11 protein-coding genes are annotated in these 14,264 nt (G+C 54.5%); 7 read left to right on the top strand and 4 right to left on the bottom strand.

From position 1 onward, the window contains the following. The first annotated feature begins 62 nt into the window (after positions 1–62). From tgtA to OS112_05445, 7 genes are all read left to right on the top strand, one after another. The gene (gene tgtA / locus OS112_05475) at positions 63–1,508 is read left to right on the top strand and encodes a tRNA guanosine(15) transglycosylase TgtA (protein ID WAC06082.1); all 1,446 of its coding nucleotides are present in this window, start codon (positions 63–65) and stop codon (positions 1,506–1,508) included. Next, a complete protein-coding gene (gene arcS, locus OS112_05470) occupies positions 1,505–3,157 on the top strand; it encodes an archaeosine synthase subunit alpha (GenBank protein WAC06081.1) in 1,653 nt (550 codons plus the stop codon). Before tgtA ends, arcS begins: the two co-directional genes overlap by 4 nt. 24 nt (positions 3,158–3,181) lie before the next feature. Next, positions 3,182–3,325 (top strand): hypothetical protein, encoded by a 144-nt coding sequence (locus OS112_05465; GenBank protein ID WAC06080.1) that lies wholly within the window; start codon positions 3,182–3,184, stop codon positions 3,323–3,325. Between the two features lie 72 nt (positions 3,326–3,397). Further along, entirely contained in the window at positions 3,398–4,540 is a 1,143-nt protein-coding gene (locus OS112_05460) for a Re/Si-specific NAD(P)(+) transhydrogenase subunit alpha (protein WAC06079.1), read from the top strand. Further along, a complete protein-coding gene (locus tag OS112_05455) occupies positions 4,537–4,848 on the top strand; it encodes an NAD(P) transhydrogenase subunit alpha (GenBank protein WAC06078.1) in 312 nt (103 codons plus the stop codon). The genes OS112_05460 and OS112_05455 overlap by 4 nt, the downstream gene beginning before the upstream one ends. Position 4,849: 1 nt before the next feature. Beyond that, complete coding sequence (locus OS112_05450) at positions 4,850–6,244, top strand: NAD(P)(+) transhydrogenase (Re/Si-specific) subunit beta (GenBank protein ID WAC06077.1); 1,395 nt, start codon at positions 4,850–4,852, stop codon at positions 6,242–6,244. 283 nt (positions 6,245–6,527) lie between these two features. Further along, positions 6,528–7,319, top strand: coding sequence for a zinc ribbon domain-containing protein (locus OS112_05445; protein ID WAC06076.1), 792 nt, complete (start codon positions 6,528–6,530; stop codon positions 7,317–7,319). Between the two features lie 186 nt (positions 7,320–7,505). Here the strand turns inward: OS112_05445 and OS112_05440 are convergent, their stop codons facing one another. The 4 genes from OS112_05440 to OS112_05425 form a co-directional block, all read right to left on the bottom strand. After that, on the bottom strand, positions 7,506–9,014 hold the full coding sequence (locus OS112_05440) for a Ppx/GppA phosphatase family protein (GenBank protein ID WAC06075.1): 1,509 nt from the start codon (positions 9,012–9,014) through the stop codon (positions 7,506–7,508). Next, complete coding sequence (locus tag OS112_05435; GenBank protein ID WAC06074.1) at positions 9,011–10,615, bottom strand: CHAD domain-containing protein; 1,605 nt, start codon at positions 10,613–10,615, stop codon at positions 9,011–9,013. The genes OS112_05440 and OS112_05435 overlap by 4 nt, the downstream gene beginning before the upstream one ends. After that, positions 10,602–12,707: a polyphosphate kinase 1 gene (gene ppk1 / locus OS112_05430; protein WAC06073.1), complete on the bottom strand. Its 2,106-nt coding sequence runs from the start codon at positions 12,705–12,707 to the stop codon at positions 10,602–10,604. The genes OS112_05435 and ppk1 overlap by 14 nt, the downstream gene beginning before the upstream one ends. Before the next feature lie 115 nt (positions 12,708–12,822). Then, on the bottom strand, positions 12,823–14,133 hold the full coding sequence (locus tag OS112_05425; protein ID WAC06072.1) for a GNAT family N-acetyltransferase: 1,311 nt from the start codon (positions 14,131–14,133) through the stop codon (positions 12,823–12,825). Positions 14,134–14,264 lie beyond the last annotated feature (131 nt).

The following is a 14,264-nucleotide window of genomic DNA, read 5'->3' as shown; positions in this document are numbered from 1 at the left end:
GGTACGGCAACTGTTTAACCCGATCATACATAGATCAAGGGAATTATGGGGAGGGAAGGAACATGACAATACAATTCGAGAGCCTTGACAGCGATATCGCGGGGAGATGTGGAAAGCTTGCTGTCGGAAAAAAAATCATAAAGACCCCCGCACTTCTGCCCGTTATCAACCCACACCTCCCGCTTGTTACCCCGGCTGAGATGAAAAGGATGGGAGTCGAAGCGATCATCACCAACGCCTACATCTTCAGCCAGAGCATGCAGTACCGGGAGCAGGCGCTCGCAGATGGACTGCACCGGGTTCTTGATTTTGACGGTGTTATCATGACCGATTCCGGCTCGTTCCAGCTCTCGGTGTATGGAGAAGTGTCAGTATCAAACCTTGAAACGCTTGAGTTCCAGCGCGATATACAGAGTGACATCTGGGTGCCGCTCGATATTCCTACGCCCCCGTCTGCCAACCGTGCAACAGCAGAACTTGAGCTGGCGATCACCATGGAGCGGTTGCGGGAAGCAAAGGCGACCTTTGGCAATGACGCTCCCATCGCAGGGCCGGTGCAGGGCGGCATTTATCCGGATCTCCGCGAACAGGCCGGGCGGGACGTTGGCGGTCTGGGCTTTTCTTTCTGCCCGATCGGTGCCGTAGTGCCGCTCATGGAGGGGTACCGGTACCGCGAGCTTGTACAAGTCGTGATGGCGGCAAAACAGTCGCTCCCGCGCAATGCCTGCGTCCATCTCTTTGGCGCAGGGCACCCTGCAATGTTTGCGCTTGCGGTAGCAATGGGCTGCGACCTGTTTGACTCTGCTGCGTACGCGCTCTATGCAAAAGAAGGGAGATACCTTACTTCCCACGGCAGCTACAAGGTTGACGAACTTGTTGAACTCCCGTGTGCGTGCAATGTCTGCAGGAGCAATTCTGCAGAAGAACTCCGCAAATCAGGGGACAGGGAGCGCCTGCTCGCGATCCATAACCTGCACGTCACGCTTGCCGAGATCGCCCGTATCCGGCAGGCGATTGCCGATGGCACGCTCTGGGAACTCGTGGACGAGCACGGTCGGGGGCACCCCCAGCTCCTGTCGGGATACCGCGAACTCCTCAGATACAACGGGATACTGGAGACTTTTGACCGCGCAACCAAGCGAAGGTTCTTTTACCGGGGAGCCGAGAGCTGCGGGCGCACAGAAGTTGTCCGGTACCAGAATAGCCTTTCAAGGCTAAGGCTCGGGAGGGATGTCCTCATTGCGTTTGACGGTAACATGCGGGACGGATTTTCCGATCTTCTCCTCTTCAAGCCCCCCTTCGGCCCGTACCCAAAAGAGCTCAAAGAGACATTCCCGATAGGGCAGAGCGAGATACCGGACTGGGATGAATCAATGGTCAGGCAGGGATGCAAAGGGATTCGCGCCCTTGCAAACAGCCATCCCGGCACCCGTTTCGTAGTTTCATGCAATAAACAGTGGCATGCAATTGTCCGGCAGGAACTCTCCGATATTGAGGTGCGCGAATGACAACAGTGCGTACTGAGATCAGGAAACGGGATGGTCTTGCACGCATTGGCATTGCAACCATTGATGGTACACCCGTAAAAACACCGGCAGTCCTTGACACAACAGAATTTTTCCCGTCGCTTTTATCGATGAAGCACACCAACGTCCCTCTTTTTAGTCCCGAAGGTTTTGTGCGTGAATATTCCGTGCAGTCCGGGGACCAGCCGGTCACGATTCATCCGCTCATTGATAATCCGGCAAAAAGCGAGGAATGCGTCATGGTCGCAAACTGGCACACAGCGTTCTCAAACCCCCGCAACTATGTGGACTGGCTTGAGGCGCTTAAAAGTAAGACTCCCCCGGATACGACATGGTACGCACCCGGGACCGCGCTTCCGTCAAACGTTCACATCCTCACATACTCAGGCTTTGACCTCTTTGACTTCCGGGCAGTCGACCTCAAGGCAGCGCAGGGAATTTTTTGCACCCTGGAAGGTGAGTTTACCAAAACCATAATGAATTCTGGAATCTGCTCATGCGAGGGGTGCAGAACCGGCTCCTTAAAACTGCATAACCGACAGGCGCTTTTACGCGAGATCGCGCTCGTTACCCGTTTTATTGAACAGGGTCAGCTGCGCGAACTCGTGGAATCAAGATGCCGGATGCATGCCCCCCACGTCTCGATCCTGAGGCATCTCGATGCCCGGTATGGCTTTATGGAACCATATGCACCAATTGGCCGTGGCAGCGTGATGCTGGTGAACTCCGGGGAATCGATGAACCGTCCTGAGATCCGCAGGTTTGCAGAACGCGTTACAACCCGGTACCTCCCGCCAAAATCCGATGTTTGCGTCCTGCTCCCATGTTCGGCAAAAAAACCCTATTCCCTGTCGCGGAGCCACCATAGGTTCCAGGCAGCAGTCGCACACCGGGCGCACGAACTGATCGTCACCTCCCCACTGGGGCTTGTCCCCCGCGAACTGGAGACCGTATACCCGGCGGGACATTACGATGTCCCTGTCACAGGGTACTGGGACGCTGAGGAATGCGCAGTCATTGCCGGTGTCATCGGGCGTTATTTTGAACGTAACCGGTACCGCCGCATCATTGCGCATCTTGATGGCGGGGCACTCATAGTTGCAGAGATGGCTGCAGAAGCGTGCGCTATCGAGATGGAATATTCGTGCAGAGACCGCCCGGCTGATGACGCTGCCCTTGAAAGACTCCATCAGGCTCTTTCCGGGGAGCGGCGTATAAAAGATGACCGTCTGCACGGCATGTGCTCGTACCAGTTCGGCATTGACCTTGACACCCGCGGTTTTTCCGTGCGTGGCCGGTTTCCGGAGATATTTTTCATGAAAAACAATGTGCAGTGCTTCTCGGTTGATATTGCGACGGGCTTGCTCCGCCCGACATTTGAGGGCTGGAACCTTATCCCTTCAGGCTGCCGGGTCATAATTGACGACTTTATCCCTGAAGGAGATGTGCTGGTACCGGGTGTTGTATCTGCGGACCCTGCCATCCGCGAAGGCGACGAGGTTCTGGTCACCGGCCCCCGTGCATGGGCAACGGGAAAAGCGGCGATGTCCGGTGACGAGATGCGCCGGTCACACCGGGGTGTTGCAGTCAGGGTGCGTAAGGTAAAAAAGCTTCAGATTCAATCTGTATGATACATCGCGTACCACATCCGAGGAGTGACGGGGTTGTTTTTTATTGAGAAGACTCAAAAACCAGCAGATACGGTCTGCCAGATATTTGTCAGGATATCTCATGTCGGCCAACCCGGCAAGACCGGACAATTCGCCATGTTCATGAAAGATGAGAGCGGGGTGGTGTGAATTACCATTACCCCCGTCATCGCAAAGGCGGAAAAGGGATTAATCCCGACCGGTTTAAAACCCCCGGTAGCAATGCCGATAGTGGTCGCCGTTCCAAAGGAGCATGTACCTGGGGAACAGCGCGTCGCGGTTGTACCAGAGGTCGTCCAGAAACTCACGAAGTCAGGTTACGAGGTTTGGATCGAGCATGATGCGGGGATGAACGCGTACTACCCGGACGATCTGTTCACGGCTGCCGGTGCAAAGGTTGCATCCAGCCGGACCGGCCTGCTGGATGGCGCCCGGATCGTCCTGTGCATCCAGCCCCCTACAGTCGCCGACATCGATCAGCTTTCTGAGGGGACGATAATAATCGGAATTATGAACGCCTCGCGCAATCTTGAGGCCGTCGCCCATATGCGCGACCGGAAAATCACAGCCTTTGCCCTCGAACTTGTTCCACGGATTACAAGAGCCCAGAGCATGGATGTGCTCAGTTCACAGGCAACGGCCGGCGGATACATGGCGGCTATCCTGGGCGCCGGGAACTGCCCGAAGTTCCTCCCGATGTTGACGACAGCCGCAGGTACGATACGACCGGCTACGGTGCTCATCCTTGGCGCTGGCGTCGCAGGCCTCATGGCGATCGCCACGGCAAAGCGGCTTGGTGCTGTTGTTGAAGCCTATGACGTCCGACATGCCGCTGGCGAACAGGTCCGAAGCCTCGGTGCCAGGTTTCTCGAGCTCGAGATCAATGCCGAGGGGCAGGGGGGCTATGCCCGCGAGCTCACGCCTGAGGAGAAAGCAAAAGAACAACAGATGGTCTCCGCTGCCGTGGCGCGTGCTGATATTGTCATCACGACGGCCAATATTCCCGGCCGGAAAGCCCCACTCCTTATTACCAGTGAGACCGTCGCTGCAATGCGGCCAGGCGCAGTCATTGTCGATCTGGCTGCCGAATCGGGCGGCAACTGTGAACTAACCCGGCCCGGCAGGACAGTCCATGAACATGGCGTCACAATCATGGGGCCTCAGAACCTCCCGGCCCAGGTTCCGTTCCACTCAAGCCAGATGTATGCGAAGAACCTCCAGTCGTTCCTTACGCTCCTTGTCGACATGGATGGGGCGCTCGTCAGGGAATACACTGACGAGATCCTGACCGCGACCCTTCTGGTCCATGCAGGCGAGGTGCGCCACGGGCCGACACGTGAGCTCCTGAGCGGAGGGGGACAATGAGCGATTTGAATGCGTTCTGGATTGCGATCTACATCGCGATGCTTGCCGGGTTCACCGGCTATGTCGTCATCAGCCGGGTCCCGGTCATCCTGCACACGCCACTGATGAGCGGCTCGAATTTCATCCATGGGATCGTGCTTGTCGGCGCGATGGTCGCGCTCGGTCTTGCCACGACGCCTCTGGAGCAGATCATCGGGTTTATCGCGGTCATCCTCGGGGCGGCGAACGTTACCGGTGGCTATGTTGTCACAGAGCGGATCCTTCAGATGTTCGACAAGAGCGGGAAGAAGCCCGGCAAGGGGGCGTGAGATGGTCGACCTCTCTTTTGCAATCGAGCCGGTCTACATTGCGACAATCTTCTTCTTCATCATCGGCCTGCAACGGATGAGTCACCCTCTTACTGCACGGAGCGGGATTGTCTGGGCAGGTGTCGCGATGCTGATCGCAACCTTCGTCACGTTCTTAACCCCGGACCTCACCAACTTCGCCCTGATGATAATCGCAATTGTCATTGGTGGTGGCTTTGGTTACGTAGCAGCAAAGCGAGTCTCGATGACCGACATGCCCCAGATGGTCGCGTTTTACAATGGCATGGGTGGCGGCGCGGCGGCCGGGATCTCGGCTGTCGTGCTCCTTGGCACCTTTACAACCACCACCGGTTCCCTCGCGGTCGTTGGCGGACTCATCGGAGCCGTTTCGTTTTCGGGGAGCCTCGTCGCCTTCCTGAAGCTCCAGGGCTGGATGCCGTCGCGGCCAATCACGTTCGTGGGTCAGCAGGCGGTCAACTTGACAGCCCTGGCCCTCGCTATCGTGTCCGGTATACTCATCCTCTGCCCCCAATCCTGGATCCCGCTCACCGTTGCGATGTATCTTCCGCTGTTCTTTATACTCTCGCTTGGGTTTGGGCTGCTGATGACACTCCCGATTGGCGGGGCTGACATGCCCGTTGTGATCTCGATGTACAATGCCTTCACAGGGCTTGCTGTTGCCCTTGACGGTTTCTCATTTGCATCCCCCAACTATGCAATGATCGTCGCAGGTGTCATTGTCGGCGCTGCGGGTTCGCTGCTCACGCTCCAGATGGCGAGGGCGATGAACCGGTCGCTCTCAAATGTCTTTTTCGGTGCGTTTGGCGCTACAGAAGAAAGAGAAACGCAGGTCCAGGGCAGCATGAACCCGGTCGAGGCAGACGACGTCGCTGTCATGCTCGCTTACGCGAACAAGGTAATCATCGCTCCCGGCTATGGTATGGCGGTCGCCCAGGCCCAGCAGAAGGTCAAGGAGCTGGCCGACCTGCTAGAAAGCAGGAACATCCAGGTGAAGTTCGCTATCCATCCGGTCGCAGGGCGAATGCCCGGGCACATGAACGTCCTGCTTGCCGAAGCCGGGGTCGCTTACGATTACCTTTTCGACCGGGACGAAGTGAACCCGGAGTTTCCGGGCACAGACGTAGTCCTTGTTATCGGGGCCAATGACGTTGTCAACCCGGCTGCGCACCGGCAGGGCAGCCCGCTCTTCGGCATGCCTATCCTTGACGTCGAACAGGCGAAGAACGTCATCGTCCTTAAGCGCGGTCAGGGAAAGGGCTTTGCCGGGATCGAGAACGACCTGTTCTACCGGGATAACACGCGGATGCTCTACGGCGATGCGCAGGAGACTGTCGGGAAACTCGTGCAGGCACTCAAGAAGTTATTAGTCTCATAGCGATCCGGCAGCCCGCTTTTGTTGGCCTATCGGCCCTTCAGCGGCCACGCTTTTAGGGTATCAAAACATACGACAGAGACGATCCCGCCGGCCAGGGCAGGGAGCGGTCGGGCGGGGTTGGCATTGGTACCGGGTCGGCACCGTTATCCTTGCAAGGGACGCAAAAAATGCGGCAGACGCAATCGATTGGATGCTCCAGGAAAAAGGCATTGTTTAAACCAGATTTTAATCCCGTTTTTTTGAGATTCCCAATTCTTATAAATCATCCCGTTGATGGTATTTTATGCCGTTTTGTCCCACGTGCGGAAAAGAGATCTCGGAAATCCAGAAATTCTGTGAATATTGCGGAGCAGCGCAGGATATTTATGAGATCGGGGCAAAATTGCCCGGGGACCAGCCACCCCCTCCGCCTCCACCCGAAATTCCGGTTGTTCAACCACCATTGCCTCCGTCAGCAGGCAAAAAACCCCTGCCTAAAAATGCCGGAATTATTTTTGGAGTCATTGTCATAATCGCCGTAGTTGCAGTTTTCTGTTTTTTCGGGATGCAGGTTATAAAAGCAGGATTTTCTCCCCTGATACAACAGCCGGCTCATACCCTGTCTCCGACTACACTGCCGACGCCCCCGCCGACAATGACCCCCCTGCCGGTAACGACCATCCAAACCCAAAAAATTGTTACAGATGAACGGTTTGAAGAGACATATGAGGAATTGTATAACCGCAACCTTACATACAACTTCGGCCAGAAAGAGTTATTCCCTGTTGATCTCACCCGCCCGCCCCTCTTTATCAAGTTTACTATTATTCCGGTTATGGTAAACAGATCCAAACTTGTCGACATTGGCCTTTCAACTGAACATATCGTGTATGCGGTCTACCCGGACCCGAATTCCTGGTTTGAGGTACGGATTCTGGACGCTGTTTCCGGAACTGTTGTCGCAGCGAAGGGGTTCAACAAGGAGTATGACCAGCAAACCAAAAACGAGTTCATGGTCCGGGAGAAAGGCCGGTATAATGTGGAGATGGCAGGCAACGGGGTGACAGTAAATACGCAGATACTTGTCGGGGATTGAAGATCTAAAAAAATTCAATTTAAAATTGTTTTATCGAGAATTCTTATGTTGTCCAATTTTTATGCCATATGTTTCGTTAATTACCATGACGAAGATAGTGATGAGCCATTCGCCTCTGGTTCTTTCCTGCGCAGTTCCAGCACAAGGTGTTTTAAGGAAATCTTGAAAAATGCTGCCTGGCCGCCCTCAACCCCCCCAGATTTCGAGCTGGCAGTCGCCCCGCACAACGATTTCAAGGTATGCGGTGTCTTGTTCCACTTTGACAAACCTTACCCCCTGCACGAGAGCCGCATGGCTGAGGTCAAGGCTTTCTGCGAGGCGCAGGAACATTGAGAGGACCCGCACCACTTCGCGTTCTGCCGGTTCGATTTCAAGCAACTCCGGTGTATTCTTCCCTGGCACTTTCTTCCGGTGGAATCGTGCGATGTTTGCAATGATCAGGACCTCCCGCTCATTAAAACCCAGCAGATCTGCATTCCGGATGATATAGTATGAGTGGGTATGGTGATTCGTGTAGGAGATGAACGACCCGACATCATGCAGAAATGTTGCATATTCAAGAAGTTCACGTTCGGCCTCGCTATAATTATGCAGTTTCTGTTTTTTTGCGGAGTCAAAGAGCCCCAGCGCAAGCATCGTCACCGTCCGGGCATGAGCTTCATTAATCCCGCAGGACCGGCCCAGCTGCAGGACGCTGTGCTGGCGCGGCGAGAGTTCACCGAACAGAGGAAACTCATGCATCCGGGACAGGTAATCCGCAAGGAGACCATCCTGCAACCCCCGTGTCGTTGTCTTAATGCTAAGAAGGCCAAGTTCCTTCATCAGGGTATCGATGATTGCTGCCCCGGCAATAATGATATCCGCCCGCCCCGGGTTCATTCCGGGGACATGCTGCCGCTGGCTTACCGGGAGTGCGCAGAGCATTTCGATCACCTTCTTTAAGTCCCGGTGGGTAAGGATGCCATTGGAATTTTCGGAATTCTTGTGCAGGGCCCGGTGTGCGATCTCGGCGAGGTTCATAATCGTGCCGGAACTCCCGAATGCAATATCGGGTTTCTCTGACTTGACCTTCTTCACGATATGAATGATCTGGTTTTTTACATGATGCTGAAGTTTTTTATATTGTCCCTGGGATACCGGCCCTGTATCTGATGGGGAGATGTATTGGTTGGTCAGCCGTATGGAGCCGAGTTTTAAGCTCTCAAGGTAGGTATAGTCCTGCTTGTTTCCCAGGATCAGTTCGGTGCTCCCTCCACCGATATCGATAAAGAGCGCCAGTCTTTCGCCGAGGTTGACCCCGGTCGCAACACCCAGATAGGTCAATCGTGCTTCCTCGCGCCCGGAGATAACGCGGACATCAAGGTGTGCTTCCCTGCGGAGACGGCTCAACAGCTCGTTCTGGTTTGCCGCCTCACGGGTCGCTGACGTTGCCACTGCGACAAATTCCTCGCAGGCAAATGTCCGGGCAAGTTCAACAAATGTTTTGCAGACAACAACCGCCCGGTCAATCGCTTCTGGCCTGAGTTCCTCATTCTCAAACTCGCCCTCTCCAAGCTGCACCTGCTGTTTCTTTTTGGTGAGTATCGAAAAGGAATGGTTCGGGTTGAACCTGACGACAAGAAGCCGGACTGAGTTGGTGCCGATATCGACAAAACCTACAACATGGCCTTCCGTGCCCTTAACGGCTGCCTTCATTCAAACACAAGCCTGCGTGAGAAGACCTTGATAAAGAGGTTGCTTTTCTGGATCGCCCTTGCCGTTTCTACAACGACATCCCCTTCGTGCACTAACCTGCAGGTCACCGCATCGGAAGAGATCGTGCATGCAAGCGAGGAGATCCGGTCGGTATGGGTATAATCAAGGCCATCGGCTACACGGAGCAGGGCAGTACAAGTGCGGACTATTCTTTTGTCTTTGGGTTTTAAAGACATAAACACTTCATCCTTTGCACCGGGGACTGATTTGCGGTGGTACCGGGCGATTAAAGCAACAATTGTGCGTTCCCTGTCAGAGAGCGGGAGGGTGTGATCATCCACTATCATGGAAAAACTCCGGGTATGATGGCCCTGTTGCCCGAATACCCATCCGATATCATGGAGAAGCCCTCCGCATTCAAGGAGGAAACGCTCATTACCGGAATAACTATGAAGCGGGGCCAGCTCATCAAAGAGCATCAGGGCAAGACGGGTGACCTGTTTTGCATGCTCATATCCTTGTGGAAATGATCCTGCAAGGGCATGCACAGATTCAAGAGAATATTCTTTTGTATTTTCTTGCAGTAGAAGTTCCGGTGCAGGGGTTGTCTCTGCTGCGGAGTTTATCTCAGTGCGCAGGCGGCCCCAGATATTCCGGGCTTTGCAGTCCTCCCATGTAGAAACAAGTTCCCGGTAGATTATATCGCGCTGTTGTTTCCGGTCAAGGAGCAGTCGGACGACATCGGGTTCGACAGGAGAACTGCCAGCAACAAAAACAAATGTGGCGGAAGGATGCGTCCCAAAATTCTCATGTCCGGACAAGGCCCGGTGCCGGTCTGCAACAACAAGGGTGAGGAACTGCGCCCAGATATCGCAGTCATGGAGCATTCCTAAAGATTCCTGCAGCTTTTTGATGTGCTGTATAGATGATTTCAGCCGGTTCGGATAAATAGGGCGGTAGATTTCCAGGGTATACCGGAGCTTCTTGGCCGCAATCCGTGCCTTGTGATGTCCTTTTGCATCATCAGGATTTTGCAGCTCCGCATCATAGGAAAGCATCGCGTCCAGAACCGATCCGATATGTCCCGCTGCCGCCTGGTACAAATCGGATGGAATCTCCATAACCTTCTTTTCCGGTTTTTTACGAAGTGATAGTTCGCGGAGTGCATTTGTGATCTCCCCGGCTGTGTTGTCCGTGACCAGCATGTCGAGTGCCGCAAGTACATCTTCCTGTTGGCGTGCCCGTTGCTGGCGGAGAAGTTTGATAAGTGAGGTAATACCGGAACCGTCCCTGAATAACGGAGGATGTTCCTTTGCATATGATTCAAGGAACAGGATCTGGACATCGGTGTCCCGCACACTGCCCAGCGCGCTGGTTATCGCTTTTATCCCTTTCATCCAGCGCCGGTACTTTTTTTCTATAAAACAGGATGAGAAAAGGGGCAGGGCACTCCGCAGCCGCCGTGACGCGACACGCATCCCGTGCACATGGTCGGGATTGGTGCCCTCCCTGACCCCGTCAATTTCCCGGACAAATGCCCTCACGCGGGGAACAAGGCGTTTTGCTGCGAACCTGCAGAGGAAGCGTTCATGTGCTGCCACGGTGCCATTCCCCCCTGTGGATTATAAACCAGCTCTGTGCATTGAACGGTCCACCATCAAAATTCCTAAAATCCCGGATATAGGTGCCATCGCTTTCCATCACCCGGAGTTTCTCTGTATCATGGAGCTGGCGGTCAAGAATGGTATCAAGCAGTGCAGACTTAATCGCAGGGTCTTTTACCGGGAAAAGGATCTCCACTCGCCGGTCAAGGTTTCTTGGCATCAGGTCAGCACTCCCAAGCAGCACCTCGCGCTCTCCCCCATTATGAAAATAATACAGCCGGGCATGTTCAAGGAACCTGCCGACAATCGTGGTCACCCGGATATTCTCCGAGATTCCTTTAAGCCCCGGGCGCAGGCAGCAAATCCCCCTTACCTGTAGTTCAACCCTGACACCGGCCTGTGATGCCCGGTACAGGGCAGTGATGCATTCCCGGTCAACCAGTGCGTTCATCTTGAAGATAATCCTGCCGTCACCACCAGTTTTGTGCCGGACAACCTCCCGTTCGATGCGCTCCAGGATCGACATTCGCATAGAGACCGGTGCAACAAGGAGCCTGCGATACTGCTCGATGCGGGCATATCCAGTCAGGAAATTGAAGAGGTCTGCGATATCCGCTCCGATCTCACGGTCGCAGGTAAAAATCCCAAAATCCGTGTAAATCCTGCTGGATGTGGCATTGTAGTTGCCCGTCCCAAGGTGCAGGTAACGGCGGATACCCTCTTTTTCACGCCGTACAACCATGCAGAGTTTTGCATGTACCTTAAGCCCGACAATCCCGTACACGACATGGACACCTGCACGCTCCAGCTGGCGTGCCCAGACGATATTATTCTCCTCGTCAAACCGCGCCTTGAGTTCAATGAGGGCGGCAACCGCCTTTCCGTTCTCCCGGGCTTCCATGAGGGCAGCAACAACTGGGGAGTTTGCGCCGACCCGGTACAGGGTAATCTTGATTGCGAGCACATCGGGGTCGTGCGCTGCCTGCCGGATGAAGTTTATGACCGGAGAGAAACTGTCGTAGGGACAGAATAGCAGGACGTCGTTGTGTTGAATTGCAGTAAAAATATCCCTGCCCTCGGCAATTTCTGGCGGGACAGACGGGACAAAGGGGGTGTCCTTGAGGTCCTGCCGGTCAAGGGAGAGCATCTGCATCATATCAGCCATTCCGACAGGGTGGTCCAGGCGGTAGAGCATGGGTGACGAGATGCCCAGTTTGTTCTCGAGCATCATGCAAATCCGGTCAGGCATGGACCGGTGGACTTCGATCCGAACCGGCCTGCCGGTCCGGCGCTGCTCCATCACCTCCTCGACCGCAGTCAGCAGGTCGGACGCCTCATCCTCCTCAATCTCAAGGTCTGCATCCCGGGTAATCCGGAACGGGTATGCAGCGACCACTTCAAGGCCGGGGAAGAGCAGGTCAAGGTTTGCAGCGATTACCTCTTCGAGCAGGATAAAATGCACATTTGAATCGTCATCGCGGCCGGGATCATCTGTCACGGGGATTCGCAGGAGCCGGGGAAAAAGTCGTGTCGGGACCTTGATACGGGCGAAATACTCCCGGTTCTGATCCTTGATTATGATGGCGAGGTTGAGGGAGAGGTTGGAGATGAACGGGAACGGGTGCGACACGTCAAAGGCAAGCGGGGTGAGAACAGGAAAGATATTGTCAATGAAATGCTGGCGCACCAAAGCCTGCTGTTCAGGGTTGAGCGTTCCATATGTATGAATATGGATACCGGACGCTGCCAGTTGAGGGATGAGCTCTTCTCTCCAGCATGCCGCCTGTTCTTCGAGCGTGGGGGTGAGTGCGGCACGGATTGCAGCAAGCTGCTGGGCAGGTGTCATGCCATCCGGGGGCGCTTCAAGCACACCATTTTCAAGCTGACGCTTGAGTCCTGCGATACGGATCATGAAAAATTCGTCAAGGTTGTTTGCAAAAATTGCATGGAATTTTACCCGTTCGAGCAGGGGGTGGGACTGGTCCTGCGCTTCGCTAAGCACTTGCCGGTTGAACGCGAGCCAGCCCAGTTCGCGGTTGATGAATTGGGTCGGGTCAGAAAAATCAGCATTTGGGGGTCCGGCAGTCATAAGTTCGCTCGTAACAGATGGGATTTGATTGGTCAAAAGAATTTTTCGTTAAAAGTAGATTGCTCCTTTTATATATCCATGTATCATCATCCCGCGTTCGCGTTCCGGTCTTCTTTTACAGGCTTTCGGGCACCCGCTTCATCGGGCAGACATCCGAACCCTGCATGTTCCCGAGCGCAAAATTAAACCGCTCCCGTATCGTTGGCGGAAGTTCCTGCTCCGGTATTGGGACAAAACCGAATGTCCGGTAAAAAGAGACAAGTTCGAGTGTGGAATGCATGTACAGGACTTCACTGCCGCAATGCAGGATTAAATCCTGCATCAGTTTGCGGGCATATCCCCTGTCCCGGAATTCGTGCAGGATAAACACACCGTCAACTTCGTTGCCATCCGGGTGACGCCGGCACCGGGCAACACCGGCAATCGTCCCTTCAACAAAGACCGCAAAGATCCGGTCGGTTGAAACGTCACCTTTCTGCTGGTGGTAGTGCACCCAGACTTTTTCTGCAAGGTAAAACTCTTCGCCGGCAAGTTCTCGCACAAAAATGTCAAGTCTGATCTGCGGGTACCGGATCAGGACGGGCCGTGTCGCCCGCATCGCGATCGCTTCGGCAGTGGAACCGATCGGGATGTTTTTTGTATAGTCAAACCGCCCGTACCGGGAGAGCAGGATAACCGTGGCATTCTCACGTTCCGCAGTCATGCAGGTAATGAGAACCGGATCACCGGTCCGTACCATCAATTCACTCGTGATACCCTGCAGCCCGAGCTCCTGCTGGAATTCAGTGAGCCGTATCATCGCCCGCTGGTGAAGACTGTCCCGGTGCCGGGCAGATTCCACGGACCGGATCACGTGGAGCAGGATGACTTTGGGGCGGTGGACACACCGGACAAGACTGCGCACGGTCTCATCTGATGGTTTGGAGAGATCGACCGGGCAGATTACTTTTTCGCAGAGAGGTAATGAAGGTGACGGAGGGGGGTGACCAAATATCAGCGGTGGAGCCGGGTGCATGAGGAGGATATGAGTCCGGGCATTCCTGATCACTTCATGGGAAACGCTTCCAAGAAGTGCTTCGCGGATCCGGTTTGTACCGCGTGCACCCATTGCAATAAGCATGATGCCCTGAGCCTGTGCGACTTCAAGGATCGTCCGCGCAATCTGATGATGATGTGACGGCTCGATGGTGACCTTTGTCCTGATTCCCTTGGCCTCAAGAAATGCCCGGTCCCTTTTTAAAAGATCCGCTGCAGTACCGGCATCAGGGGCACCATGATTATTATTGCCAGTTCTCTCCTGTTCCCGGATGGGTGCAACATGGAGGAGAGTCACTTCGGAGATTCCCGGTATTTCGGCTGCACGCCGGACCGCTTCATCCGCATAATCCGACCAGTCCGTAGGGATCAGGACTTTCTCGTAATCCATCGATACACTCTCTCCTTTTTGATTATCACTCAGGGAATAATTGACAAAAAACCCGGTTGATTCGTGATCTTGTCCTTTCTCTTTCTCAGTTGTTATTGTTTAAGAACCAGATCGGTTGATTACGTCATGAT

This window comes from Methanoregula sp., assembly GCA_026625165.1.
Taxonomy (GTDB): Archaea; Halobacteriota; Methanomicrobia; order Methanomicrobiales; family Methanospirillaceae; genus MVRE01.
Note: the sequence above shows the minus strand (reverse complement) of the source record. Positions and strands in the feature narration are given on the sequence as shown.

Excerpts from the sequence above, each read along its gene's own strand:
- tgtA (WAC06082.1), top strand. The coding sequence starts at position 63 with ATGACAATACAATTCGAGAGCCTTGACAGCGATATCGCGGGGAGATGT.
- arcS (WAC06081.1), top strand. The coding sequence starts at position 1,505 with ATGACAACAGTGCGTACTGAGATCAGGAAACGGGATGGTCTTGCACGC.
- OS112_05460 (WAC06079.1), top strand. The coding sequence starts at position 3,398 with ATGCCGATAGTGGTCGCCGTTCCAAAGGAGCATGTACCTGGGGAACAG.
- OS112_05455 (WAC06078.1), top strand. The coding sequence starts at position 4,537 with ATGAGCGATTTGAATGCGTTCTGGATTGCGATCTACATCGCGATGCTT.
- OS112_05450 (WAC06077.1), top strand. The coding sequence starts at position 4,850 with ATGGTCGACCTCTCTTTTGCAATCGAGCCGGTCTACATTGCGACAATC.
- OS112_05445 (WAC06076.1), top strand. The coding sequence starts at position 6,528 with ATGCCGTTTTGTCCCACGTGCGGAAAAGAGATCTCGGAAATCCAGAAA.
- OS112_05440 (WAC06075.1), bottom strand. The coding sequence starts at position 9,014 with ATGAAGGCAGCCGTTAAGGGCACGGAAGGCCATGTTGTAGGTTTTGTC.
- ppk1 (WAC06073.1), bottom strand. The coding sequence starts at position 12,707 with ATGACTGCCGGACCCCCAAATGCTGATTTTTCTGACCCGACCCAATTC.
- OS112_05425 (WAC06072.1), bottom strand. The coding sequence starts at position 14,133 with ATGGATTACGAGAAAGTCCTGATCCCTACGGACTGGTCGGATTATGCG.